A 20,767-nucleotide genomic window follows, 5' to 3' on the forward strand; every position below is an offset into this window, starting at 1 on the left:
GAGATTATAGGCTGGGTCGGCCCAGCTGTCAAATACTCGCCTGCACTTTTTACTTGATGGATTTCAGGCGGTCCTTGGCGGTAGCGGCCGCTGGGGTGCCTGGATAATTCTTGATCAGCTCCTGCAATGTCTTTTTGGCATTGTTGACCGCCTTCAGTTCGGTTTGGCAGCTTGCGATGTTTAGCAGGGCGTCGGCGGCTTTCGGGCTATCCGGCCAGGTCTTCACGACCACTTGCTGAGCGGTGATGGCGTTTTTGCAGTCGCCCTGGGCATAATAGGCGTTACCCAGCCAGTATTGGGCGTTCGAAGCGTAGGCCGAGGCGCCGAAGCGCTTCACGAAGTCTTGCAGCGCGCCAGCCGCGCCTTTGTAGTCGCCGCCCTTGAACTGTGCCATCGCGTTGTCATAGGCGTTCTGTTCGTCCATATTGACCGAGGAGGTCTGGCCGTCGATGGTTACCTGGCGCGGTTCCAGCTTCTTCATGCGGGCATCGAGGTCGGTGTAGAAGTCCTTCTGGCGCTTTTGCGCGACCTGGATTTCGTTCAGCAGAATTTCAGTCTGGCCGCGCAGGCGTGCAACTTCTTCGCGGAGCTGGTCCTGCTGCGAGATCATGTCCAGCGTGGTGTTCTTGTCGGTCTTGGTGTCGATCAGGTTTTTCAGGTCCGCTTCCAGCTTGGCGACCTTGGACTTGAGATCCATGATGGCCTTGCGTGCTTCATCATCGTCGAACAGGCCGGCCGATGCGGTCAGGGGCAGGGTGGCAGCGAACAGGGCTGCCATCAGGGCAGACTTAGTGAATTTCATTTTTTCTTCCTTGCACAAAAAAAGAAATGGGGCAGGGCGCAGTATAAACTGCGCGCTGCCCCTTGTGCGACATCTCTGGCGGTTGGCCTATCGCGCCTTGTAGACGATGTCAGCACGGCGGTTCTTGGACCATGCTTGTTCGTCGTGGCCTTCAGCCGCGGGCTGTTCCTCGCCCTGCGAGACGGCTTCCATCCGGCCTTCTGGCACGCCCAGTGCGGCCATCGTCTTGCGCACAGCTTCGGCTCGCTTCTGACCAAGGGCCAGGTTGTACTCGGAGCCGCCGCGTTCGTCGGTGTTCCCCTGGATCAGGACGGTACGCTTGTTCTTGACCAGGTACGCGGCGTGGTTCCGCGCCACTTGTTTCCCATCTTCGCCCACAATGTAGCTGTCGAAGTCGAAGTGTACGGACCGCTCGGCCAGGGAGCCCCCGGGGATATCCAGTTCGTCGATATCGGTGTCTGGGAGCGGCATCGGGCCACAAATCACGCGCTCGGGAGGCACCTGAATTTCCTGCGCAACCTCTTTTGACGCTGCCAATTGCTGCGGGGTGGAGCAAGCAGCCAGCAACGCGATGCTGCAGATTGCGGGAATATGTTTTTCGATTTTGCGCATTCTATTGCGAAAAAATTAGGGGCGGTGCGCAGACTAGACTGCGCACCGCCCCTCGAGTGCGGCATTGTTAAGCTAAAAAATTACTTAGCTTTGTAAACGATGTCAGCACGGCGGTTCTGCGACCATGCTTCTTCGTTGTGGCCTTCAGCCTTAGGCTTTTCTTCGCCCAGGGACACGGCTTCCATGCGGGACTCGGCCACGCCCAGGGCTGCCATCGACTTGCGCACAGCTTCAGCACGCTTCTGGCCCAGGGCCAGGTTGTACTCGGAGCCGCCGCGTTCGTCGGTGTTACCCTGGATCAGGATGGTGCGCTGGTTTTTGCCCAGGTATGCAGCGTGGTTCGACACCACTTCTTTGCCGTCTTCACGAACAACGTAGCTGTCGAAGTCGAAGTACACGGAACGGTTGGCCAGCTTGCCGCCTGGGATGTCCAGTTCGTCAACTTGTGCTTGCACTGGCTGAACCACGCGTGGTTCTTCCTTAGGTGGCTGAACCACTGGCTTTTCTTCCACGGCTACTGGCTTGGTTTCTGGCTGTGGGGTGGAGCAAGCTGCCAGCAGGGCTGCAGTGCTGAGGATGAAGGCTACGTGTTTTACGTTACGCATTTTTATTTCTCCTGGTCGTTAAAGGTGCTACTTCTCGTTTACTTCTTTTACTTCTTCACTTCATGAAAGGGCCCCAAGTGGGTTCCTTGATATTGCCCGCCTGAATACTCAGGCGTTGCTTAACCCGGCCGTCTGTCGATGCCACGGCCAGCGAGCGGCGGCCGCCGTTCTGAGTGGCGTACAGGATGTACTTGCCATTCGGAGCGAAGCTTGGCGAATCGTCGCTTGTGGTATCGGACAGGCGTTGCTCTTGGCGGGATTCCAGGTCCAATACGAACAGCTGGAAGGCGCCGCCATCGCGCCGCGAAATATAAGCCAGCGTCTTGCCGTCAGCGGAAATGCGCGGGCTGATATTGTACGAGCTGCCAAACGTCAAACGCTGTGCTTCGCCACCGTTGACGCTCATGCGATAAATCTGCGGACCGCCGCTGCGGTCGCTGGTGAAATAGATCGACTGGCCATCGGCGCTGAATTGCGGTTCGGTGTCGATGGTGGTGCCGTTGGTCAGGCGGCGCATGCCGCTGCCGTCGGCGTTGACGATGAAGATCTGGGTGTTGCCGGGCTTGGACAGCGCCACCGCCAGGCGCTTGCCGTCCGGCGACCAGGCCGGCGCGGAGTTGTTGCCCTTTTCGTTGGCCACTACGGTGCGCTGGCGGGTCGTCAGATTCTGCACGTAGACCACCGGTTTGCGCTGCTCGAACGAAACGTAGGCGACCTTGGTGCCGTCAGGCGACCACGATGGCGAGATGATTGGTTCGCTCGAGGTCAGGGCCGGGATCACGTTCTCGCCGTCGGCGTCAGCCACTTCCAGGCGGTACTGGCGGCCTTGCTGGACCACGTAGGCGATGCGGGTCGAGAACACGCCCTTGAAGCCGGTCAGCTTTTCATAGATGTCGTCCGCCAGCTTGTGCGCTGCCAGGCGGCCATACTGGTTCGGTACCTGTGTTCTCAGGGCCGACAGGTCCTTGCCCAGGGTGGAGATCAGGCGGTACTGCACTTCGAACGAACCATTCCCGGCTGGCTGCACGGCGCAAGCGGCCAGTGCGTCGACGCCGAGCGACTTCAAGCCGGTGGCATCGACCTGCATCAGGTTAGTGGTCGGCGTAACGTCGATGACCTTGAACATGCCGCTGCGGATCAGGTCAGCCTTGATAATTTCCGAGATCTGGGCCGGTGCCGCTGCTTCATTGGCGCATGGGCCGATGGCAACCGGGATCTGGTTGCTGCCGACACCGGAAATTTCGACGCGCAGTTGCGCCTGGGCCGACAGCGCAAACGCCGCGCCGGCCGCTACGAACATCAATTTAGCTTTGTTCATCAAGGTACGTCCTTCAAATTGAACACGAGTTCAAGCTCGCGCGCCACCGTGCCGTCATCGCGTTTCGGCAGGGGCGAGGCCTTATAAATCGCATTCTCCACCGCAGTGTCATACGCAGCTACACCGCTGCTTTTCGTTTTCTTCACGGACATGACTTCGCCGCTAGGAAGCTGGCTGACCATGAACCTTGCCTCGATATCCTGCTTGGCGCCAGGATAGTCGATGCGGCCCATGATCTTGGTGCGCAGCTTTGCGACATAGCCCTTGTCCAGGTTAGGCGCGGTTGAACGTGCCGCCGTTCCGGTGGAGCCTGCAGCTGCCGAACCCATGATGCGCTGCATTTCTGCAGCACGGGCTTTGGCAGCTTTTTCCTTCTCTTTCAGTTCCGCCAGTTTTTTGGCTTTTTCTTTTTCCAGCTTATCCAGCTTGTCTTGCTTGTCCTGCTGCTCGGCCAGACGCTTTTTCTCATCTTCGAGCTTTTTCTTTTGCTCGGCGATCTTCTGTTCGAGCTCTTTCTTCTCTTTTTCTTTCTTCTTCTGCAGCGCGATCTCAGGATCAGGCTGCACCGGCTTCACCACTTCCGGTGGCGGAGGCGGCGTCGGCTCAGGCTCGCGCGCAGGCGGCTCTGGTTCAGGCTGCGGCTCCGGTTCAGGCGCTTTAGGTGCGGCCATCTGCGTGGTCATGTCCCAGATTTCGGCGTCGACGCCGACCGGGTCGTTGTTCCACCGAATACCGACCCACAGGAACGCAAACAGCACGCAGTGCATCGCCAGCGCGAGCGCAAACGCGCGCGTGCCGCCGTGCCGCTTCGGCACGCGATACGGTCCGCCTGCATTTGCCATCGTCATTGCCATGCCTTACTTCGTTGCCAAGCCAACGCGGTTAATCCCCATCTTCTTCGCTTCGGAAATCAATTGGATCACATCGTCGTACTTGCTTTCCTTGTCGCCGGCGATCAGCACCGGGTACTCGGGATATTGTTCGTGCAGCGTGCGCAGCTTGCGCACCAGTGCATCGCGGTTCGGTTCGGTTTCCGGCGCTTCAGCCGACTTGCCGGCGATGCCGATCATCAGCGAGCCGTTGGGCTTCACCTGTACCTGGATATAGGCATCCGGCGGACGCGACGCTTTTTCCGCGTGGGGCAGGTCGATCGACTGCGGGTTGTTCGAGGTCGGCATCACCATGAAGATGATCAGCAGGCAGAGCATCACGTCGATATAAGGCACGACGTTGATCTCGGACTTCAGCTTGCGGCCGCCGCGGCTGCCGCGCATGCTGCTGGAGAAGGAGGAAGCCATCTTCAGTTTCGCCTTTTAACGGGACTGGCGCTGCAGGATGTTCGAGAATTCTTCAACGAAGCTCTCGAAGCGGATCGCCAGGCGGTCAATATCGTGCGAGAAGCGGTTGTACGCCACCACGGCCGGAATTGCTGCGAACAGGCCGATAGCAGTCGCGATCAGCGCTTCGGCAATGCCGGGCGCCACAGCCGACAACGTCGCCTGCTGCACATTGGCCAGGCCGCGGAAGGCGTTCATGATGCCCCACACGGTACCGAGCAGGCCGATGTAAGGGGAAACGGAACCGACCGAAGCCAGGAAGGCCAGGTGCGCTTCCAGTGCATCCATCTCACGCTGGAAAGCAGCGCGCATGGCGCGGCGCGCGCCGTCCAGCACGTCGCCCATATTCATGTCGCGGCTGGATGCTGCAGCCTGTTTGCCCTTGATGAATTCACCCATGCCGGCCTCGAAGATGCGGGCCAGGGCGCCGCTGTTGGCGCGGTTGCTGCCAGCGCTGGCGTGCAGGGCATGCAGGTTGCCGCCGGCCCAGAAGGTCTTCTCGAATTCGATGGTCTGATTGCGCGCACCGCGCACATCAAACAGCTTCTTGAAGATATAGGTCCAGCTGATAACGGAAACCGCAAGCAGCAGCGCCATGATCAACTGAACGATCAGGTGTGCGTTGGTGATGAGGGCGATGAAGGAAAGGTCTTGGGTGACGTTCATTGTTTCTCAATCTAATTATTATGCGCGCATGCGGGCCGCAACGGCATCAGGCACGGCGCGTGGGCGCAGGGCCGAGTCGACGCAGCCTACTTTTACGTGGGCAGTATTTAAGAGGCGGTCGCCGCACCACGCCTCCTGTACAAACTGGATCGAAGCGCGGCCCAGTTTATCAATACGAAGCGTCAATTTTATTACATCGTCTAGTCGCGCTGGCGCGTGGTAGTCCGCGCTGACATTTTTGACAACAAACATGGCGTCGTGCTCACGCAGGAGGATATCCTGGTTAACGCCGAGGGAGCGCAACCACTCAGTGCGTGCGCGCTCGAAGAACTTCAAATAGTTCGCGTAATAGACAATTCCGCCGGCGTCCGTGTCTTCGTAATAAACACGGACATCCCAGGTGAACTCAGACGACATAGATAGAAGAGCTACTAAGTGAGAATCGGCAACATTTTACGCCAAATGAATCAGCGACAAGGCATTTTGCACAATCTCGTAACAATTGCTTACGGTTTTCCCTTATATGGGGCGGCATTTTAGCCGCGTTTGATCGCGAATGGCGAGAATCCTTGGCAGGTTGGCATCAATTCGATGGAATTTACATTAATGTGTTGCGGCAATGTTGCAATCCAGAAAGCTGTGTTGGCGATATCGTCGGCGGTCAGCGGGGTGGTGCCTTCGTAAACCTTGGCTGCGGCAGCGTCGTCTTTCAGGCGCACGTTGGAAAATTCGGTGCCGCCGCACAGGCCGGGGGCGATATTGGTAGCGCGCACACCGGTGCCGATCAGGTCGGCGCGCAGGTTCAGGGTGAATTGTTCGACGAAGGCCTTGGTGGCGCCGTACACATTGCCGCCGGGATAAGGGTAGGCGCCAGCGACGGAGCCGAGGTTGATGATGGTGCCGCGGCCGCGCTCGACCATGCCTGGCAGCAGGGCGCGGGTGATGGTGACCAGGCCGGTGCAGTTGGTGGCAATCATGGTTTCCCAGTCTTCCAGGTCGGCTTCGTGGGCGCCTTTGATGCCGAGGGCGAGGCCGGCGTTATTAATCAGGACGTCGACTTCCTTCCAGTCGGCGGGCAGGGACGCCAGGGCTGCGTGGATCGCGCCTTTGTCGGTGACGTCGAGCTTGACCGGCAGCAGGTTCGGGCCGAGTTCGGCGGCCAGGGCTTCCAGGCGCTCGGCGCGGCGGCCGGCGGCGATGGCCTTGTGGCCGTTCTTCACGAAAACACGCGCCATCGCGGCGCCAAAACCAGCGGTTGCGCCGGTAACTAACACGATCATGGTCGAACTCCCAATGTTAACTTGGGGGATTCTAACGCCAAACCGGTAAGGCGGGGTCAGACCCGCAGGGTCAGACCCCTGTGCGCAGAGGGTGCCTGACCCTGCGGGTCAGGCACCGGTTTACCGGTTTTAGGCCGAATAACCCCCGAAATCCGCCGAATCCGGCCAAACGATTGCCGGATCTGGCCACTTAATCTACAATCTTGGCTCCATTACTGTCTCACGTAACTGGCGAAAAACTAGCTGGCGCTTGCGCTGCTGGTGAGAGGTGGGCAACCACCGGGGAACGTGAGATCTCAAACAGCCGTTCGCCTGGGCAGCCACGATGGAAACGTGCGTTTCGGCTGCCCTGTCACTTTTTGGCTCCCGATTCGATCCAATCTGCCTTAAAAACTGGAGTAATTTCATGTTCGCAAAAGATCACACCCTCGCCAACGTTGACGCGGAGCTGTTTGCCGCTATCCAGAACGAGAACAAGCGCCAGCACGACCACATCGAGCTGATCGCTTCTGAGAACTACACCTCGCCAGCCGTAATGGAAGCCCAGGGCTCGCAGCTCACCAATAAATACGCCGAAGGCTATCCTGGCAAGCGCTACTACGGTGGCTGCGAGTACGTGGACGTCGTCGAGCAACTGGCAATCGACCGCGTGAAGCAGCTGTTCGGCGCCGAAGCAGCCAACGTGCAGCCTAACTCCGGTTCCCAGGCTAACCAGGGCGTGTTCTTCGCTGTCCTGAAACCAGGCGACACCATCATGGGCATGTCGCTGGCGGAAGGCGGCCACCTGACCCACGGCATGGCGCTGAACATGTCCGGCAAATGGTTCAACGTCGTTTCCTACGGCCTGACCGCTGAAGAAGACATCGACTACGACGCAATGGAAGCCCTGGCCAAGGAACACAAGCCTAAGCTGATCATCGCCGGCGCGTCCGCCTTCTCCAAGAAGATCGACTTCGAGCGCTTCGCCAAAGTCGCCAAGGCCGTTGGCGCCTACTTCATGGTCGACATGGCCCACTACGCCGGCCTGATCGCCGCTGGCCTGTATCCGAACCCGGTTCCGCACGCCGACTTCGTGACCTCCACCACCCACAAGTCCCTGCGCGGCCCACGTGGCGGCATCATCCTGATGAAAGCCGAACACGAAAAGATCATCAACTCCGCGATCTTCCCTGGCATCCAGGGCGGCCCGCTGATGCACGTGATCGCCGGCAAGGCAGTGGCCTTCAAGGAAGCCCTGTCCCCTGAATTCAAGGCCTACCAGCAGCAAGTGGTGAAGAACGCCGACGTGCTGGCCAAGACCCTGATCAAGCGCGGCCTGCGCATCGTTTCCGGCGGCACCGAGTCGCACGTGTTCCTGGTCGACCTGCGCGCCAAGAACCTGACCGGCAAGGAAGCGGAAGCGATCCTGGGCCAGGCGCACATGACCTGCAACAAGAACGGCATCCCGAACGACCCGCAGAAGCCATTCGTGACTTCGGGCATCCGCCTGGGTTCGCCAGCCTTCACCACCCGCGGTTTCAAGGAAGCCGAAGCGGAAGAAGTGGGCAACCTGATCGCCGACGTGCTGGATAACCCGCACGATGCAGCAACCATCGAGCGCGTGAAAGCCGCTGTGAAGGTGCTGGCTGACAAATTCCCTGTTTACGCCTAAGCAAGCGGTTGGTACTATCGAGGCGCCGGATCGTAAGGTCCGGCGCTTTTTCATTCAATAATAAGAGACGCTCAATCCATGAAATGCCCGTTCTGCCAGCACGATGATATCCAGGTCCTCGACACCCGCGTGTCGGAGGAAGGGGACGCCATCAAGCGGCGCCGGCGCTGCGTGAACTGCGACAAGCGCTTCACCACCTGGGAGCGGATCGAACTGACCATGCCTTATGTGGTCAAGAAGAACGGCAGCCGCACCGAGTATTCGGCCGACAAGCTGCGCGCCAGCCTGATGCTGGCCTTGCGCAAGCGCCCTGTTGCCGCCGAGTCCGTTGACAAGGCGGTTTCCTCGATCGAAGAAAAGCTGCTGACCAGCGGCCAGCGTGAAGTCGATTCGGTCTTCGTCGGCGAACTCGTCATGGCCGAGCTCAAGCGCCTGGACAAAGTGGCGTATATCCGCTTCGCATCCGTCTACAAGAACTTCGAAGACCTGGCCGAATTCCAGGACGCGATCGAAGAAGTTGGTGACGGTCAAGAGCTCTCTCCCAAGGCTTGATATTTCTCAAACCCGCGAGTCCTCTGCTGACTAATTTGATCAGCAGGGGAGGGCTGTGCCATGCATCGTCCATTTGCTGGGTTCACCATGGTGGAAGTGTTGGTTGCCGTGCTGCTGCTCGCCGTCGGCCTGGTCGGCGCGCTGGCGATGCAGGCCCACGCCATGCGCACTCGACAGGAGTCGAGCCTGCAGACCGAAGCCCTGCAGGCTGCCGCCACGCTTGCTGACCACATCCGCGCGAACGCCGCGCAGTCCTCCGCTTACCTGGGATTCGAATTCGACGCCAGCGATGCCAGCGGCGTTTCCGGCGCACCGGCTTCCTGTGCCGGCGCGCCCTGCGATTCCGGCGCCATGGCGCGGCAAGAGCTGGAAGAGTTCCGCCGTCACCTTGCGGCTGTGCTGCCGCAAGCCCGCGCCGTCATCTGCCGCGACGCCGACACGGCGCCGGGCGGCCAGTTGCAATGGCCATGCTCCGGTGGCGCCGATGCGCCCGTCGTCATCAAGATAGGCTGGCGCTTCCGGCGGCCAGATGGGGCTGCTGCCGGTTTGGCCACCGTTCCAGGCGTTGCTTTGCCCATCGCGCTGGCCGATCCGCCACCCTTGCCCGGCCCACCGCCAGCGGCGCCCGCCCAGCCGGCTCCAAACGATCCGGTTGATCCGCCAGCCGCAGGAGACATGCAATGACAGCACGCCAGCATGGCCTGGCCATGGCCGAAGTCCTCGTCGCGATGGCGCTCAGCCTGTTGGTAGCGTTGGCGGCCGCCTCCCTCCTGCACGCGTCCGATAGCGACTTCCTGCATAACGGCGCCAATACCCGCATTGACGATAGTGGCCGCTTCGCACTGGCAATCATCGGCCAATCCCTGCGGCAGGCGGGCTATCCCGGCGAGCCAGGCGCGGAGGTCGCCGCCGCGCCAACGTCGCCCCTGGCCATCGAAGGCCGCGACGCCGCAAGTGTGGCAACCAACGCCGACGGCCTCGGCCCAGCGCTGCCAGCTGTCAACGGCAGCGATGCACTCGCCATTCGCTATGCACCTGCAGCAATCGCCGGCGCGGAGGGCGGTGGCGCCATGCTCAATTGCGCCGGTTTCCCGGCCGACCCGGGCGAATGGGCCTGGAGCATCTTCTACATCGCCCAAGCTGGAGACGGCGTTGCCGAACTTCGCTGCAAATACAGGGGTGAAAACGGTTGGGGCGCGGACGCCGTGGTGCGTGGGGTGGATGCCTTCCACGTACTGTATGGCGTCGATATGGACAGCCCGCGCGACAACATCCCCAACCTTTACATGACCGCCAGCGGCATCGATGCCCTCGATGCCGCGCTTCCCGTATCCGAGCGTGCGCTGCGTCCTCATTGGCGCCGCGTCACCAGCGTTCGCATTGCCTTGCTGCTGCACGGTGAGCGCGGTTCGCGTGCGGGCGGCCGGCTTGGCAGCTACGATTTGCTGCCGGGCCTTGACCCGGGCGCACGTATCGACGAAGCCGGTTTGCCGCAGCCGATGCAGCGTCGCGCGCGCCGGCTGTTCACGGCGACGGTCGCCTTGCGCAACCATTAAGGAGAGCACCATGCATGAATACCAGCGTGGCGTCACTCTTCCGGTAACGATGCTGTTGCTGTTCGCCGCCCTGACGATCGGCGCATCGGCCGCACAAATGGCGATGCTGGGCGAGAAGGCCGCCCGCGCTGAACGGGACCGCCTGCTTGCCTTCCAGTCTGCGGAGGATGGATTGATGGATGCAGAACGCGATATCAATGCCGGCCTTGGCCAGCCGCTCGACGTGCCCGCCACGCTGGCGCAGCCCGGGAGCGCGGCTCCCGCCTGGCAAACCGTTGACCTTGCAGGTATCGGAGGTACGGAATACGGCGCGCTGACCGGCGCCGCAATGGAGACAGGGCAGGGCGTGCTGCCATTTCGACGCCCGCGCTACCTCGTGGAGCGCGTCGCGTACACGCCAGCCGGAGCGCCTCCGTCCCACTATTACCGCGTGACGGTAATCGGCTTCGGCACGCGCCCCGGCGCCGAGACCGTGATGCAGGCCAGCTACACGCCCCCGGTACCGGTGCGACGCCACAGCTGGCGTGAAATCATGGATTGGCAGGCGCTGCACGATGCCGCCAGCCGCGAGGAAGAACAATGACCGCGCGCCCATCCGCCGGCGGCACCTTGCTCGGTATGCTGACCACCCTGATCATCATCGGCATTCTCTCGGCCGTAGCAATACCGGTCTGGAGCGAAGCTGTCATCCGCATGCGCCGCAGCGAAGCGCAGGCCGCACTGCAAGAGCTGATGCAGCAGCAGGAGCGCCACTTCACGCGGTTTAACAGCTACGCCGCGTTTTCGGCGAATACCGCGAGCGACTTCCGCTGGTGGTCGGGCCGGAACGCCAGGACCAGTGCTTATGAGCTGGAAGGCAAGGCCTGCGATGGCCAGCAAATCCGCGACTGCATCCAGCTTGTGGCCACGCCCGGCACGCCCAATGTCGACAGCCGATTCAGGGACCCGCAATGCGAACGCCTCATACTCACCAGCAGCGGGCTTCATCTCGCCACCGGGCCTTCCCGCAGCTGCTGGCGCTGAAGTGGGCGACGCGCCAGCAAGCGGGAAGGCGTCCCGGCTTTACGCTGCTGGAGCTGATGATCGTCCTTGCCATCCTCTCCATCCTGTTTGCCACCGCGCTGCCGAACCTGAGCAATATGCTTGCCGGACGCCAGCTGCGCACCACTTCGGCCGACCTGCTGGCGGCAATCAACGACACCCGTGCCCAGGCCATCGCCCGCCGCCGCGTGGTCACCCTGCTGGCCGAAAGCGGCAATTGGCAGCAAGGTTGGCTGATTGTCATCGACGCCAACGCCAACCGCAGCCTGGACGAAGGAGAGGCAATCCTGTCCCGCCACAGAGCCGCGCCCGAGCGCCTGCAGGTAAGGGCCAGGTTCACCGACAACACAGCCCCGGCCTATATTTCATATAATGCAGCAGGACGAAGCTGCCGCGCCGCCCACCCGAATGCCGCCAACTTTGGCACCATCACGCTTGAACTGGCCGGTGCGCAGCGCAATATCAAGATCAATATGCAGGGCAGGGCGCGCTTATGCGATCCCGCCCTGGAACCGGCAACCTGCGCAAGCATATGAATATCAACAGCGACCTCGAAGGCATGCAGCTTGCCCTGCTATGGGCAGAAAAAGGCCTGTTCACCACTTCACCGAACCCGCGCATCGGCTGCGTGATCGTGCGCGACGGCGTCGTGATCGGTGAGGGCGTGACGCAAGCCGCCGGCCAGGACCACGCCGAAGTCCAGGCTCTGAAAGACGCCAAGCGCCGGGGCCACGACGTGCGCGGCGCCACCGCCTACGTCACGCTGGAGCCGTGCAGTCACCATGGCCGCACGCCGCCCTGCGCCGACGCGCTGGTGCGCGAAGGACTGGGCCGCGTTGTCGCGGCGATGGAAGACCCTAACCCGCTGGTTGCTGGCAACGGCATGGCCCGCCTCTCGGCTGCCGGGATCGAAGTCGCCAGCGGCCTGCTGGCCGACCAGGCCTATGAAATGAACATTGGCTTCTTCCACCGCATGCGCCACGGCCTACCGTGGGTGCGCATGAAGACTGCTGCCAGCCTCGATGGCATGACCGCCTTGCACAACGGCCAAAGCCAGTGGATCACCGGCCCCGAGGCGCGCGCCGACGGCCATGCCTGGCGTGCCCGGGCCTGCGCCATCCTGACCGGCATCGGCACGGTGAAAGCCGACGACCCGCAACTGAATGTGCGCGCTGTCGAAACGCCGCGCCAGCCGCGCCGCATCGTGGTCGACAGCAAACTGGAAATCAGCCCGCAAGCGCGCGTGCTGCAAGGCGGCGGAACCTGGATCGTCGCTGCCGGCCATCACCCGGAAAAGGAAGCAATCTTGCGCGACCAAGGCGCCGAGATCATTGTGCTGCCCAACGCGCATGGCAAAGTCGACTTGCCGGAGCTGATGCGCGAGCTTGGCCGCCGCCAGATCAACGAGCTGCACGTCGAAGCAGGCGGCAAGCTGAATGGCTCGATGATCCGCGAAGGCTGCGTAGACGAGCTGCTGGTCTATCTCGCGCCAACCCTGCTGGGCGATGCACAAGGCATGTTCGCCCTGCCAGCGCTGACTGAGCTCAGCGGCAAGCACAGCCTGAAATTCCACGAGGTTAAGCAAGTCGGCGCCGATTTGCGTATCCTTGCCCGATTCAACCCTTAATAAAGATCACTATGTTTACTGGAATCGTAGCCGCGGTCGGCAAAATCAAAACCGTAACTCCGCTGGAAGGCGGCGCTGATGCAGGCGTGCGCCTGGATGTGGATGCCGGCGGCCTGCCGATGGCAGATGTCGGCCTGGGCGACTCGATCGCCCTGAACGGCGCCTGCATGACGGTGGTGAAAAAGACCGCGACCGGCTTCACCGTCGACGTTTCGCGCGAGAGCCTGAACAAGACCGTCGGCCTGGACACCACCACCGAAGTGAACCTGGAAAAAGCCCTGACCCTGGCCGAGCGCCTCGGCGGCCACCTGGTCTCCGGCCACGTCGATGGCATTGGCGTGGTGCGCAAGTTCGAGCCGGTCGGCGAGTCGCACGAACTGGTGATCGAAGCCCCGCGCGACCTGGCGAAATACCTGGCCTACAAGGGTTCGGTGGTGGTGAACGGCGTGTCGCTGACCGTCAACCGCGTTGAAGACAGCGCCACTGGCTGCTCGTTCTCGATCAACCTGATCCCTCACACCATCCAGGTCACCACATTGAAGCACTTGAAGGCCGGCTCCAAGGTTAACCTCGAGATCGACCTGATTGCCCGCTATGTGGAGCGCATGCTGTCGTTGAAATCCTAAATGGATATATCGATTTCATTCGCCAGCCGACCAACAACAGCTCTTGCCGAGCTCTGAGTTGGACCGCTAACGGCCAAAAGCTGCCTGCGGCGAGTGCGTAAATTTTTGGAGCTTTCATGGGGCCGCATCGGGTCAACATCATTAACCGTTTGGACCTTATCGCATCGCGCAGCGAGCAGCTTGAATACCAAGGATCAGCGCCAGTGAGGCGTTCATAAAGAGCCACTACAGCTCTGTGGGCAGCGCGACCTCATCGGACGCATGATTGTCGATGATCGGCAGGGCGGCGATGAGCATTGAGCTTAGTCGCTGCTGTGCCTTGCCGGCCCGCACCTTGCTGCGCAGGAATCGCGATATTGAACCTGCCTTCGCCATAAGGAACTCCGCAAGAATGGGGGGGGCACCGCGGAATGCTACCTTGGGGCGGCCGTTCGCAAAGTTCGTTAAGCCGCGCAATCGCGTTGCACCACGTAAAATGGCGGGTTCGTTACCTGAATTCACCCCTCAATGCGGATATTGCATCTTATTCGGAATGGCCTCATTCTGTTTCTGCTGACTTCGCCGCTGCACTCCGGCGCAGCCACGGCAGGTTTTAGTCCGATTAATCTGCACCATAGGAGCTGGACGGCCAAGGACGGTTCGCCTTCGTCGATTATCGGAATTGCACAAACACCCGACAGGTGGATGTGGGTCGCGTCATTGGGCGGTTTATACCGCTTTGATGGCATCGAGTTCGAACGCTTCACTTCGGGAGGCGGCGCGGGCCCGAGAAGCGATATCTGGGGAATCAGGGTCCTGGAGAACGGCGACCTATGGATAGGGTACCGTTTTGGCGGAGCAAGCGTTTGGCGCGATGGGCGCCTGCGAACCTTTGGCGCCGCAGAGGGGTTTTCCGGAACAAGTGTCTTGGACTTTGCGCAGGATGCGCGTGGACGCGTATGGGCATCCACGGCGCGCGGCTTTCGCGTCTTCGATGGGGAGCATTGGACTTCTGGGGATGAAAGCGAATCAGGCCGCACCGGTTCATGTTTCCTGGCCAAGGACTCCAGCGGCACTATTTGGGCTCGATGTGAAACGGGGGTGTACGCGCTGGCAAAGGGCGCTGATTCGTTTGGCGCGAGAATTCGTCATCTGAGTTTCGGCCGCTTGGCCCTGGCTCCCGACGGAACGCTTTGGGCAACCGGAGGCTCGGCAAATGAACTGATCCCGCTGGGCGGGCCCGGAAAAGACAAGCCTGTTCCGGATTGGCCGCGTCCAAGAGGTGGCAATGGCCCCATGCTGTTTGAACGCGACGGAAAGCATGTCTGGTCTTCTCAGCCAGTTGGAGTAATCCGTCACGGGCCAACCGAAAAAGGCGAACCGTTTGGCGTGGCGAACGGACTGAGTGGAAGCCTGGCCAACTGTTTCTATCAGGATGACGAAGGAAACATCTGGGTCGGCACTGAAAACGGCCTGGACCGCTTCAGGAGAACTGTATTGTCAGGAGTGGCCTTGCCGCCGGCCTATTGGGATGCGGAAGCCATTGTTCCAGGAGAGGACGGAGCCCTGTGGGTCGGCGGCGTGGAGGTGAAGTCGCCCGGTGTTCGCACATTGGGCGCACTCCCGACTCAGAATTCGGCGACCGCAGTGAGTGTCGTCTACAAGGATGGCGCAGATGTCTGGACGGGTGGGCGCGATGGCGTCTGGCACTATGCCGCTGGTATCCGGACGCGTGTTCCTTTGCCCGATTACGTTAACGTGATGCAGTTCCATGCAATCGCCCGGGATACGGAGGGCGGCTTGTGGGTTTCGGCTCGTGGGGCCGGCGTCATACGCTTGAAAGATGGTGCCTGGCAGCGTGGCGGCGGATATCGGGAACTGGAAACGTATGCGAGTTCGATTTCGCGCGATCGTCATGGAAAGATGTGGTTCGGATACCCGAATAATGGCATCCGCATGCTCGACAAGAACACCGTTCGATCGTACGGGGAGGAAGACGGTTTGGCGCTTGGGGCCACCCTGCAAATACTTGACGATGGAAAGCGCGCGTGGGTTGGCGGCTCAGACGGCTTCAATTACTTCGATGGCACCAGGTTCCACCGGCTTGTCGGCGAAGGGGATGATCAGTTCCTCGGAGTGTCGGGAATCGTTGAATATGGCGGATCGCTTTGGCTCAATGGGGCGGCAGGTATCACCGTCATTGCTAACGCTGAACTGGAACGTGCCGCGTCAAACGTGAAGCACCGCATAAGATTCAGGCGCGTCAACCATCTTGATGGCTTGCGCGGTGCGGCAACAAATTCGTTCCCGATACCGACTGCGGTCGCCGGCACTGATGGCAAGCTGTGGTTTTCCACTGCAGCGGGCATCTTCTGGCTGGATGCTAAAAGGCCGATGACAAACAAGATGCCACCGGGAGTTCATGTCAGGGCCATCAACGTGGACGGCGCCAACTTCAAGTGGTCGAAGGATACGGTGACGCCCATCCCGCCGAACCCGGGCCGGTTACGCATCGACTACACAGCCCTCAGCTTCAGCATGCCGGAGCGCGTGCGATTCCAGTATCGCATAGAGGGTATCGACCGTGACTGGCAAGACGGTGCGGCCGTGCACAGTGCAACGTACACCGGACTCGCTCCCGGGAAGTATCGGTTTCGCGTGCGAGCGGCCAACAATGATGGCGTGCGGAGTGAGGCGGATGCAGTAGCCGACTTCGAGGTACCCCCGGCCTATTACCAATCCATTTGGTTTCGTACTTTAGTCGTGTGCCTGCTGGCGCTTGCCCTATTGGGGATATACAAGCTTCGTGTTACATATGTGGCGCGGCGTGCGGTCGAGGGTTACGCAATCCAGGCGGCTGAAAGGACGCGCATTGCGCGCGACCTGCATGACACTTTGCTGCAAAGCGTGCATGTGCTATCTCTGCGGCTGGCGAAGGTGCTCGATCGCCTGCCAGCGGAGAGCTACGGGCGGGATGAAATTGAACGCTCGCTGTGCCTGGTTGAGGCAGCGCTGCAGGAAGGGCAGGATAAGTTGCATGGATTGCGGCGCGGGCCGGCGTCGGACCTGTTAGGCGAGCTAAGCAGTTCCTTTGCGGCCGAATATCCGCTGTTGCCGTTGAAGTTGTCATGTACTGGCGACGTAAAAGAATTCCAGCCTCCTGTCCGTGAAGAGCTCCGGGCGGTAGCCTTCGAAGCGCTTCGCAACGCCGCGCGGCATTCCGGAGCTTCACAGATTCGTTTTGGCATGGAGTTCGACAACCACGAATTTCGAATGTCGATCATCGACAACGGCAAGGGCCTGCCTGAAGAAGTCGCGTTAGCTGGTTTCAGCAATGGCCGCTGGGGCCTGGTTGGTATGCGTGAGCGCATCGATCAGCTTGGCGCGCAATTGATCGTTGAGAGCATTCCCGGGGAGGGAACGATGATCAAAATCTCGGTAACCGCGACCCGGGCATACGTGGGCTGATCTGTACTGGCGATCAGGCTGATTTTGTAGACACTGACGGGGAGTTGTTGCGGCGACAGGAGGAAGGCCAGTGCGCAGGTCAGAATGGCAACCAGGAGCGATTCGAACATGCGTGGCAATTTGCCCACGTAAGGGCGAGCCACCTTGACCAGGCGACAGATGGCGACGACAAGACCGGCGGCAATTAGCGCGGCCAACGAAATCTCCCTCATTCCCCGAGCATTGCTAATCGCTCCAACTGGGCCAGGCTTTGGCGATGGAAGGTATCGGCAATTGATTTTGCTGCGATACCACTGCGTCGGGGAAGAAATATGACTGTCGAGCTGTGCCGCTTTGCGACTAAGGTGCGAAGTGCACCGCGTTTGCCATGGCCATGAGTTGCGATGTGCTTCTTGCACAAACCAGGACCGAGGTCGGCTTCGTAAAGGCCGGCCTCGATTTCACAGGCAGCGATGCAAAGCAGGACATCGCCAACTACTTTCCTGGCCCAGCGGTCGAAAGTCTTCGTCTTGAAAACTCTTTTGCAGTCCCTGGGCAAGGGTAGCGCGCAGTGCTACACCTTGTCGCAATCAAGCGGCTGCGCGTGAGGCGGCGATGTAGGCCGGCAGTTCAGCGTTGATGCCCAACTTGACCTGGCGGGTCAGGTCGTCCGCCAGTACTTCTTCCTTGCCTTCGGCCAGAGCGGCAAAGATTTGCACTGCCACTTCTTCCGGCTTGATCTTCGCGACTTCGTAGCCGGCGGTCATGTCGGTATCCATATAGCCCATGTGGGCGCCGACCACCTGCGTACCTTGTGCGGCCAGTTCGATGCGCAGGCCGTTGGTCAGTGCCCAGGCGGCCGACTTCGACATGCTGTAGGTATTGGTCGGGCCCTGGCTGTACCAGGCCAGCACGGACAGGATGTTGACGATGGCGCCGCCGCCGTTGGCTTTCAGCGTTGGGGCGAAGCCTTTGCTCAGCAGCATAGGGCCGATTACGTTGGTTTCCATTTCGGCGCGGGCCTGTTCGAGGGAGTTGTCGGCCAGGATGCCGCCGGCGCGGACGATGCCGGCGTTATTGATCAGCACACTCACATCTTTGTATTCACGGGTGACGGCGGCGATTTCGTCGTGGTTGGTCACGTCGAGCTGGACCGGGGTGACGCCGGGCAGGGTGACCGATTTCGGGTCGCGGGCGGCGCCGTAGACTTTCTTAGCGCCTGCGGCGAGGGCGGCTTTCGCCAGTTGCTGGCCGAGGCCACGGTTGGCGCCAGTGATGAATACGACGGAATCTTTGATGTTCATGGTGGTTTCCTTGAAGGTTAATGATGACGGTCGTCATCGAATGACTTAATAATAGTGATCGCAATTAAAAAGTTCAAGGGAAATTTTTGGAAACCGGTAAACCAGGGTCAGACCCGAAGGGTCTGACCCTCGCTAAGCGACGGGCGCGGGATTACAGGAGGGTGGTGGTGAGGGTGATGTTGGCTTTGAAGAGCTTGGAGACGGGGCAGCCAAGCTTTGCTTTATTGGCAAGTTCTTCGAACTTGGCCTTGTCGGCTCCGGGGATCTTCGCCTGCAGGTCGAGGTGGATGGCGGAAATCGAGAAGCCGTCGGGCACTTTATCCAGAGTCACTTCGGCCTTGGTTTCCATCTTTTCGGCCGTCAGCCCGGCCTCGCCCAGGATCAGCGACAGGGCCATTGTGAAGCAGCCGGCATGCGCCGCGCCGATCAATTCTTCGGGGTTGGTGCCCGGTTTCCCTTCGAAACGGCTGGAAAAGCCGTATGGCGCCGCCTGCAGTGCGCCGCTTGCCGTGCTGATCGCTCCACGTCCATCCTTGATGCCGCCAGTCCAGACGGCTGAACCGCTAGTCTTCATCACTGCCTCCTTCAGGGTTGAAAAGCAATTCAGTCTAGGCCAAAACTCCTAATGGCGGCGCTCGAGGGGGCGGAAGTGCGCCAAATCCTTTAAAATAGCGGGTTAACAAAGAAACGCTCTGTGCCTCACATCAAAGGAAAAAATATGTCCATTTCCAGCACCGAAGAAATCGTCGCCGAACTGCGCGCCGGTCGCATGGTGATCCTGGTCGATGAAGAAGACCGTGAAAACGAAGGCGACCTGGTGCTGGCCGCCGAGCACGTCACGCCGGAAGCAATCAATTTCATGATCAAGCACGCGCGCGGCCTGGTGTGCCTGACTCTGACCGAAGAGCATTGCAACCAGCTCGACCTGACCATGATGACGGCCAAGAACGGCACTTCGTTCGGCACCAACTTCACCGTGTCGATCGAAGCGGCGGAAGGCGTCACCACCGGTATCTCGGCAGCGGACCGCGCCAAGACCATCCAGGTGGCCGTGGCCAAGGGCGCCAAGCCAAGCGACATCGTGCAGCCGGGCCACATCTTCCCACTGCGCGCGGTGCCGGGCGGCGTGCTGATGCGCGCTGGACATACCGAAGCCGGCTGCGACCTGACCGCGATGGCTGGCCTGATGCCGGCTTCCGTGATCTGCGAGATCATCAAGGATGATGGCACCATGGCGCGCCTGCCGGAACTGCTGGAATTCGCCAAGGAACATGGCCTGAAGATCGGCACCATCGCGGACCTGATCCACTATCGCAGCCAGAATGAATGCATGGTGGAGCGCATTGCCGAACGTCCGCTGCGCACTGCGCACGGCGACTTCCGCATGATCGCTTTCCGCGACAAACCGAGCGGCTCGGCCCACCTGGCGCTGGTGCATGGCGATATGGCGCCTGGCAAGGAATCGCTGGTGCGCGTGCACCAGCCGGTATCGATCCTGGACCTGCTGGAAACCGAAGCCACCACGCACTCCTGGAACGTGTCGTCCTCGATGAAGGCGATCAAGGCGGCGGAGCAGGGGGTGATGGTGCTGCTGAACTGCGGCGAGACTGCGGAGCAACTGTTCGGCCAGCTGGAAGCGCTGGACAAGAACGTGCGCCCAACCGGCCGCGCCGCCAGCATGGACCTGCGCAGCTACGGCATTGGCGCGCAAATCCTGCGCGATGTGGGCGTGCACAGGATGCAGTTGCTGGCCAGCCCGCGCAAGATGCCTTCGATGACCGGCTTTAACCTTGAAGTCACCGGCTACATGGCCAAACCTGCCGCCTGAAGCGCGGCTTAACCGAAATCCAGAAAAGAGGACCACCATGACCGTAGCAACCTACGAAACCAACCTGTCCGGCGAAAACCTGCGCATCGGCATCGTGCAAGCGCGCTTCAACGAAGACGTTTGCCATGGCCTGCTGTCCGCTTGCCTGCAGGAGCTGAAGAACCTGGGCGTGGAAGATGAAGACATCCTGCACGTGACTGTTCCGGGCGCGCTGGAAATCCCGCTGGTGCTGCAGAAGATGGCCGAATCCAACCAGTTCGATGCCCTGATCGCGCTGGGCGCCGTCATCCGCGGCGAAACCTACCATTTCGAACTGGTGTCCAATGAGTCCGGCGCAGGCGTGACCCGCGTGGGCCTGGACTACAGCATCCCAATCGCCAACGCCATCCTGACCACCGAGAATGACGAGCAGGCGGAAGTCCGCATGGCTGTCAAAGGCGCCGAGGCTGCCCGCTGTGCCGTCGAAATGGCCAACCTGTCGATCGCCCTGGAAGAACTGCACCAGGACCTGGGCGACGACGAGTAATTCAACAAGA

25 protein-coding genes and 1 riboswitch are annotated in these 20,767 nt (G+C 60.7%); of the genes, 12 read left to right on the forward strand and 13 right to left on the reverse strand.

From position 1 onward, the window contains the following. Positions 1-49: 49 nt before the first annotated feature. From ybgF to ACN9MU_RS12055, 9 genes are all read right to left on the reverse strand, one after another. On the reverse strand, positions 50-802 hold the full coding sequence (gene ybgF / locus ACN9MU_RS12015; RefSeq protein ID WP_426170865.1) for a tol-pal system protein YbgF: 753 nt from the start codon (positions 800-802) through the stop codon (positions 50-52). An 87-nt stretch (positions 803-889) separates the two neighbouring features. Beyond that, positions 890-1,414, reverse strand: coding sequence for an OmpA family protein (locus tag ACN9MU_RS12020; RefSeq protein ID WP_426170867.1), 525 nt, complete (start codon positions 1,412-1,414; stop codon positions 890-892). Between the two features lie 80 nt (positions 1,415-1,494). Continuing rightward, on the reverse strand, positions 1,495-2,019 hold the full coding sequence (gene pal, locus ACN9MU_RS12025; protein ID WP_426170869.1) for a peptidoglycan-associated lipoprotein Pal: 525 nt from the start codon (positions 2,017-2,019) through the stop codon (positions 1,495-1,497). 55 nt (positions 2,020-2,074) lie between these two features. Continuing rightward, positions 2,075-3,337, reverse strand: a complete 1,263-nt coding sequence (gene tolB, locus ACN9MU_RS12030; RefSeq protein ID WP_426170870.1) for a Tol-Pal system beta propeller repeat protein TolB — start codon at positions 3,335-3,337, stop codon at positions 2,075-2,077. Next, a complete protein-coding gene (locus tag ACN9MU_RS12035; protein WP_426170872.1) occupies positions 3,337-4,191 on the reverse strand; it encodes an energy transducer TonB in 855 nt (284 codons plus the stop codon). Before ACN9MU_RS12035 ends, tolB begins: the two co-directional genes overlap by 1 nt. 3 nt (positions 4,192-4,194) lie before the next feature. Then, positions 4,195-4,635 carry a biopolymer transporter ExbD gene (locus tag ACN9MU_RS12040; protein WP_426337391.1) on the reverse strand — a complete coding sequence of 147 codons (441 nt, stop codon included), beginning with the start codon at positions 4,633-4,635 and terminating at the stop codon, positions 4,195-4,197. A gap of 15 nt (positions 4,636-4,650) precedes the next feature. Continuing rightward, on the reverse strand, positions 4,651-5,340 hold the full coding sequence (tolQ, locus tag ACN9MU_RS12045) for a protein TolQ (RefSeq protein ID WP_426170875.1): 690 nt from the start codon (positions 5,338-5,340) through the stop codon (positions 4,651-4,653). An 18-nt stretch (positions 5,341-5,358) separates the two neighbouring features. Next, positions 5,359-5,757 (reverse strand): tol-pal system-associated acyl-CoA thioesterase, encoded by a 399-nt coding sequence (gene ybgC, locus ACN9MU_RS12050; RefSeq protein WP_426170877.1) that lies wholly within the window; start codon positions 5,755-5,757, stop codon positions 5,359-5,361. Positions 5,758-5,876: 119 nt separating this feature from the next. After that, entirely contained in the window at positions 5,877-6,620 is a 744-nt protein-coding gene (locus tag ACN9MU_RS12055; protein WP_426322571.1) for an SDR family NAD(P)-dependent oxidoreductase, read from the reverse strand. Between the two features lie 214 nt (positions 6,621-6,834). Further along, positions 6,835-6,945: riboswitch (ZMP/ZTP riboswitch) on the forward strand. Positions 6,946-7,026: 81 nt separating this feature from the next. On the opposite strand from ACN9MU_RS12055, the gene glyA reads away from it, so the two are divergent. From glyA to ACN9MU_RS12100, 9 genes are all read left to right on the forward strand, one after another. Next, the gene (gene glyA / locus ACN9MU_RS12060; RefSeq protein WP_426170880.1) at positions 7,027-8,271 is read left to right on the forward strand and encodes a serine hydroxymethyltransferase; all 1,245 of its coding nucleotides are present in this window, start codon (positions 7,027-7,029) and stop codon (positions 8,269-8,271) included. A 78-nt stretch (positions 8,272-8,349) separates the two neighbouring features. Beyond that, the gene (gene nrdR / locus ACN9MU_RS12065) at positions 8,350-8,823 is read left to right on the forward strand and encodes a transcriptional regulator NrdR (protein ID WP_090443505.1); all 474 of its coding nucleotides are present in this window, start codon (positions 8,350-8,352) and stop codon (positions 8,821-8,823) included. A gap of 60 nt (positions 8,824-8,883) precedes the next feature. Continuing rightward, positions 8,884-9,507, forward strand: a complete 624-nt coding sequence (pilV, locus tag ACN9MU_RS12070) for a type IV pilus modification protein PilV (RefSeq protein ID WP_426170881.1) — start codon at positions 8,884-8,886, stop codon at positions 9,505-9,507. Continuing rightward, positions 9,504-10,379 carry a PilW family protein gene (locus ACN9MU_RS12075; protein ID WP_426344633.1) on the forward strand — a complete coding sequence of 292 codons (876 nt, stop codon included), beginning with the start codon at positions 9,504-9,506 and terminating at the stop codon, positions 10,377-10,379. The genes pilV and ACN9MU_RS12075 overlap by 4 nt, the downstream gene beginning before the upstream one ends. A gap of 10 nt (positions 10,380-10,389) precedes the next feature. Continuing rightward, entirely contained in the window at positions 10,390-10,962 is a 573-nt protein-coding gene (locus tag ACN9MU_RS12080) for a pilus assembly PilX family protein (RefSeq protein ID WP_426344634.1), read from the forward strand. Next, positions 10,959-11,402, forward strand: coding sequence for a type IV pilin protein (locus ACN9MU_RS12085; protein WP_426344635.1), 444 nt, complete (start codon positions 10,959-10,961; stop codon positions 11,400-11,402). Before ACN9MU_RS12080 ends, ACN9MU_RS12085 begins: the two co-directional genes overlap by 4 nt. Beyond that, complete coding sequence (locus tag ACN9MU_RS12090) at positions 11,330-11,956, forward strand: GspH/FimT family pseudopilin (RefSeq protein WP_426344636.1); 627 nt, start codon at positions 11,330-11,332, stop codon at positions 11,954-11,956. The genes ACN9MU_RS12085 and ACN9MU_RS12090 overlap by 73 nt, the downstream gene beginning before the upstream one ends. Beyond that, positions 11,953-13,047, forward strand: coding sequence for a bifunctional diaminohydroxyphosphoribosylaminopyrimidine deaminase/5-amino-6-(5-phosphoribosylamino)uracil reductase RibD (gene ribD / locus ACN9MU_RS12095; RefSeq protein WP_426323735.1), 1,095 nt, complete (start codon positions 11,953-11,955; stop codon positions 13,045-13,047). The genes ACN9MU_RS12090 and ribD overlap by 4 nt, the downstream gene beginning before the upstream one ends. A gap of 11 nt (positions 13,048-13,058) precedes the next feature. Beyond that, positions 13,059-13,673 carry a riboflavin synthase gene (locus ACN9MU_RS12100; protein ID WP_426322580.1) on the forward strand — a complete coding sequence of 205 codons (615 nt, stop codon included), beginning with the start codon at positions 13,059-13,061 and terminating at the stop codon, positions 13,671-13,673. Between the two features lie 225 nt (positions 13,674-13,898). Here the strand turns inward: ACN9MU_RS12100 and ACN9MU_RS12105 are convergent, their stop codons facing one another. Continuing rightward, on the reverse strand, positions 13,899-14,048 hold the full coding sequence (locus ACN9MU_RS12105; protein WP_426322582.1) for a hypothetical protein: 150 nt from the start codon (positions 14,046-14,048) through the stop codon (positions 13,899-13,901). Between the two features lie 132 nt (positions 14,049-14,180). Between ACN9MU_RS12105 and ACN9MU_RS12110 the strand changes: the two genes are divergently transcribed. Continuing rightward, positions 14,181-17,120: a sensor histidine kinase gene (locus ACN9MU_RS12110; protein WP_426344637.1), complete on the forward strand. Its 2,940-nt coding sequence runs from the start codon at positions 14,181-14,183 to the stop codon at positions 17,118-17,120. Positions 17,121-17,328: 208 nt separating this feature from the next. Here ACN9MU_RS12110 and ACN9MU_RS12115 read toward each other — a convergent pair whose 3' ends face one another. The 3 genes from ACN9MU_RS12115 to ACN9MU_RS12125 all read right to left on the reverse strand — a co-directional run bounded on the left by ACN9MU_RS12115 (position 17,329) and on the right by ACN9MU_RS12125 (position 18,977). Next, positions 17,329-17,658, reverse strand: coding sequence for a type II toxin-antitoxin system RelE/ParE family toxin (locus tag ACN9MU_RS12115; protein WP_426170892.1), 330 nt, complete (start codon positions 17,656-17,658; stop codon positions 17,329-17,331). A 31-nt stretch (positions 17,659-17,689) separates the two neighbouring features. Then, positions 17,690-18,403: an SDR family oxidoreductase gene (locus ACN9MU_RS12120; RefSeq protein ID WP_426344638.1), complete on the reverse strand. Its 714-nt coding sequence runs from the start codon at positions 18,401-18,403 to the stop codon at positions 17,690-17,692. A 151-nt stretch (positions 18,404-18,554) separates the two neighbouring features. Further along, positions 18,555-18,977, reverse strand: a complete 423-nt coding sequence (locus tag ACN9MU_RS12125) for an OsmC family protein (protein ID WP_426170896.1) — start codon at positions 18,975-18,977, stop codon at positions 18,555-18,557. A 144-nt stretch (positions 18,978-19,121) separates the two neighbouring features. Between ACN9MU_RS12125 and ribBA the strand changes: the two genes are divergently transcribed. Together ribBA and ribH are read left to right on the forward strand one after the other, a co-directional pair. Continuing rightward, positions 19,122-20,231, forward strand: coding sequence for a bifunctional 3,4-dihydroxy-2-butanone-4-phosphate synthase/GTP cyclohydrolase II (ribBA, locus tag ACN9MU_RS12130; RefSeq protein ID WP_426322594.1), 1,110 nt, complete (start codon positions 19,122-19,124; stop codon positions 20,229-20,231). Positions 20,232-20,268: 37 nt separating this feature from the next. Further along, positions 20,269-20,757 carry a 6,7-dimethyl-8-ribityllumazine synthase gene (gene ribH / locus ACN9MU_RS12135; protein WP_057263414.1) on the forward strand — a complete coding sequence of 163 codons (489 nt, stop codon included), beginning with the start codon at positions 20,269-20,271 and terminating at the stop codon, positions 20,755-20,757. The last annotated feature ends 10 nt before the right edge of the window (positions 20,758-20,767 follow it).

Source organism: Pseudoduganella sp. R-32 (genome assembly GCF_049913245.1).
GTDB lineage: Bacteria > Pseudomonadota > Gammaproteobacteria > Burkholderiales > Burkholderiaceae_D > Rugamonas.

Coding starts and splice junctions, on each gene's coding strand:
- ACN9MU_RS12075 (WP_426344633.1), top strand. CDS start 9,504: ATGACAGCACGCCAGCATGGCCTGGCCATGGCCGAAGTCCTCGTCGCG.
- ACN9MU_RS12105 (WP_426322582.1), bottom strand. CDS start 14,048: ATGGCGAAGGCAGGTTCAATATCGCGATTCCTGCGCAGCAAGGTGCGG.
- ACN9MU_RS12080 (WP_426344634.1), top strand. CDS start 10,390: ATGCATGAATACCAGCGTGGCGTCACTCTTCCGGTAACGATGCTGTTG.
- ribBA (WP_426322594.1), top strand. CDS start 19,122: ATGTCCATTTCCAGCACCGAAGAAATCGTCGCCGAACTGCGCGCCGGT.
- ACN9MU_RS12090 (WP_426344636.1), top strand. CDS start 11,330: ATGCGAACGCCTCATACTCACCAGCAGCGGGCTTCATCTCGCCACCGG.
- tolB (WP_426170870.1), bottom strand. CDS start 3,337: ATGAACAAAGCTAAATTGATGTTCGTAGCGGCCGGCGCGGCGTTTGCG.
- ACN9MU_RS12040 (WP_426337391.1), bottom strand. CDS start 4,635: ATGGCTTCCTCCTTCTCCAGCAGCATGCGCGGCAGCCGCGGCGGCCGC.
- ACN9MU_RS12100 (WP_426322580.1), top strand. CDS start 13,059: ATGTTTACTGGAATCGTAGCCGCGGTCGGCAAAATCAAAACCGTAACT.
- ACN9MU_RS12120 (WP_426344638.1), bottom strand. CDS start 18,403: ATGAACATCAAAGATTCCGTCGTATTCATCACTGGCGCCAACCGTGGC.
- ACN9MU_RS12125 (WP_426170896.1), bottom strand. CDS start 18,977: ATGAAGACTAGCGGTTCAGCCGTCTGGACTGGCGGCATCAAGGATGGA.
- pal (WP_426170869.1), bottom strand. CDS start 2,019: ATGCGTAACGTAAAACACGTAGCCTTCATCCTCAGCACTGCAGCCCTG.
- ACN9MU_RS12035 (WP_426170872.1), bottom strand. CDS start 4,191: ATGGCAATGACGATGGCAAATGCAGGCGGACCGTATCGCGTGCCGAAG.
- ybgC (WP_426170877.1), bottom strand. CDS start 5,757: ATGTCGTCTGAGTTCACCTGGGATGTCCGTGTTTATTACGAAGACACG.
- ybgF (WP_426170865.1), bottom strand. CDS start 802: ATGAAATTCACTAAGTCTGCCCTGATGGCAGCCCTGTTCGCTGCCACC.
- tolQ (WP_426170875.1), bottom strand. CDS start 5,340: ATGAACGTCACCCAAGACCTTTCCTTCATCGCCCTCATCACCAACGCA.
- pilV (WP_426170881.1), top strand. CDS start 8,884: ATGCATCGTCCATTTGCTGGGTTCACCATGGTGGAAGTGTTGGTTGCC.
- ACN9MU_RS12055 (WP_426322571.1), bottom strand. CDS start 6,620: ATGATCGTGTTAGTTACCGGCGCAACCGCTGGTTTTGGCGCCGCGATG.
- glyA (WP_426170880.1), top strand. CDS start 7,027: ATGTTCGCAAAAGATCACACCCTCGCCAACGTTGACGCGGAGCTGTTT.
- ribH (WP_057263414.1), top strand. CDS start 20,269: ATGACCGTAGCAACCTACGAAACCAACCTGTCCGGCGAAAACCTGCGC.
- ACN9MU_RS12020 (WP_426170867.1), bottom strand. CDS start 1,414: ATGCGCAAAATCGAAAAACATATTCCCGCAATCTGCAGCATCGCGTTG.
- nrdR (WP_090443505.1), top strand. CDS start 8,350: ATGAAATGCCCGTTCTGCCAGCACGATGATATCCAGGTCCTCGACACC.
- ribD (WP_426323735.1), top strand. CDS start 11,953: ATGAATATCAACAGCGACCTCGAAGGCATGCAGCTTGCCCTGCTATGG.
- ACN9MU_RS12110 (WP_426344637.1), top strand. CDS start 14,181: ATGCGGATATTGCATCTTATTCGGAATGGCCTCATTCTGTTTCTGCTG.
- ACN9MU_RS12085 (WP_426344635.1), top strand. CDS start 10,959: ATGACCGCGCGCCCATCCGCCGGCGGCACCTTGCTCGGTATGCTGACC.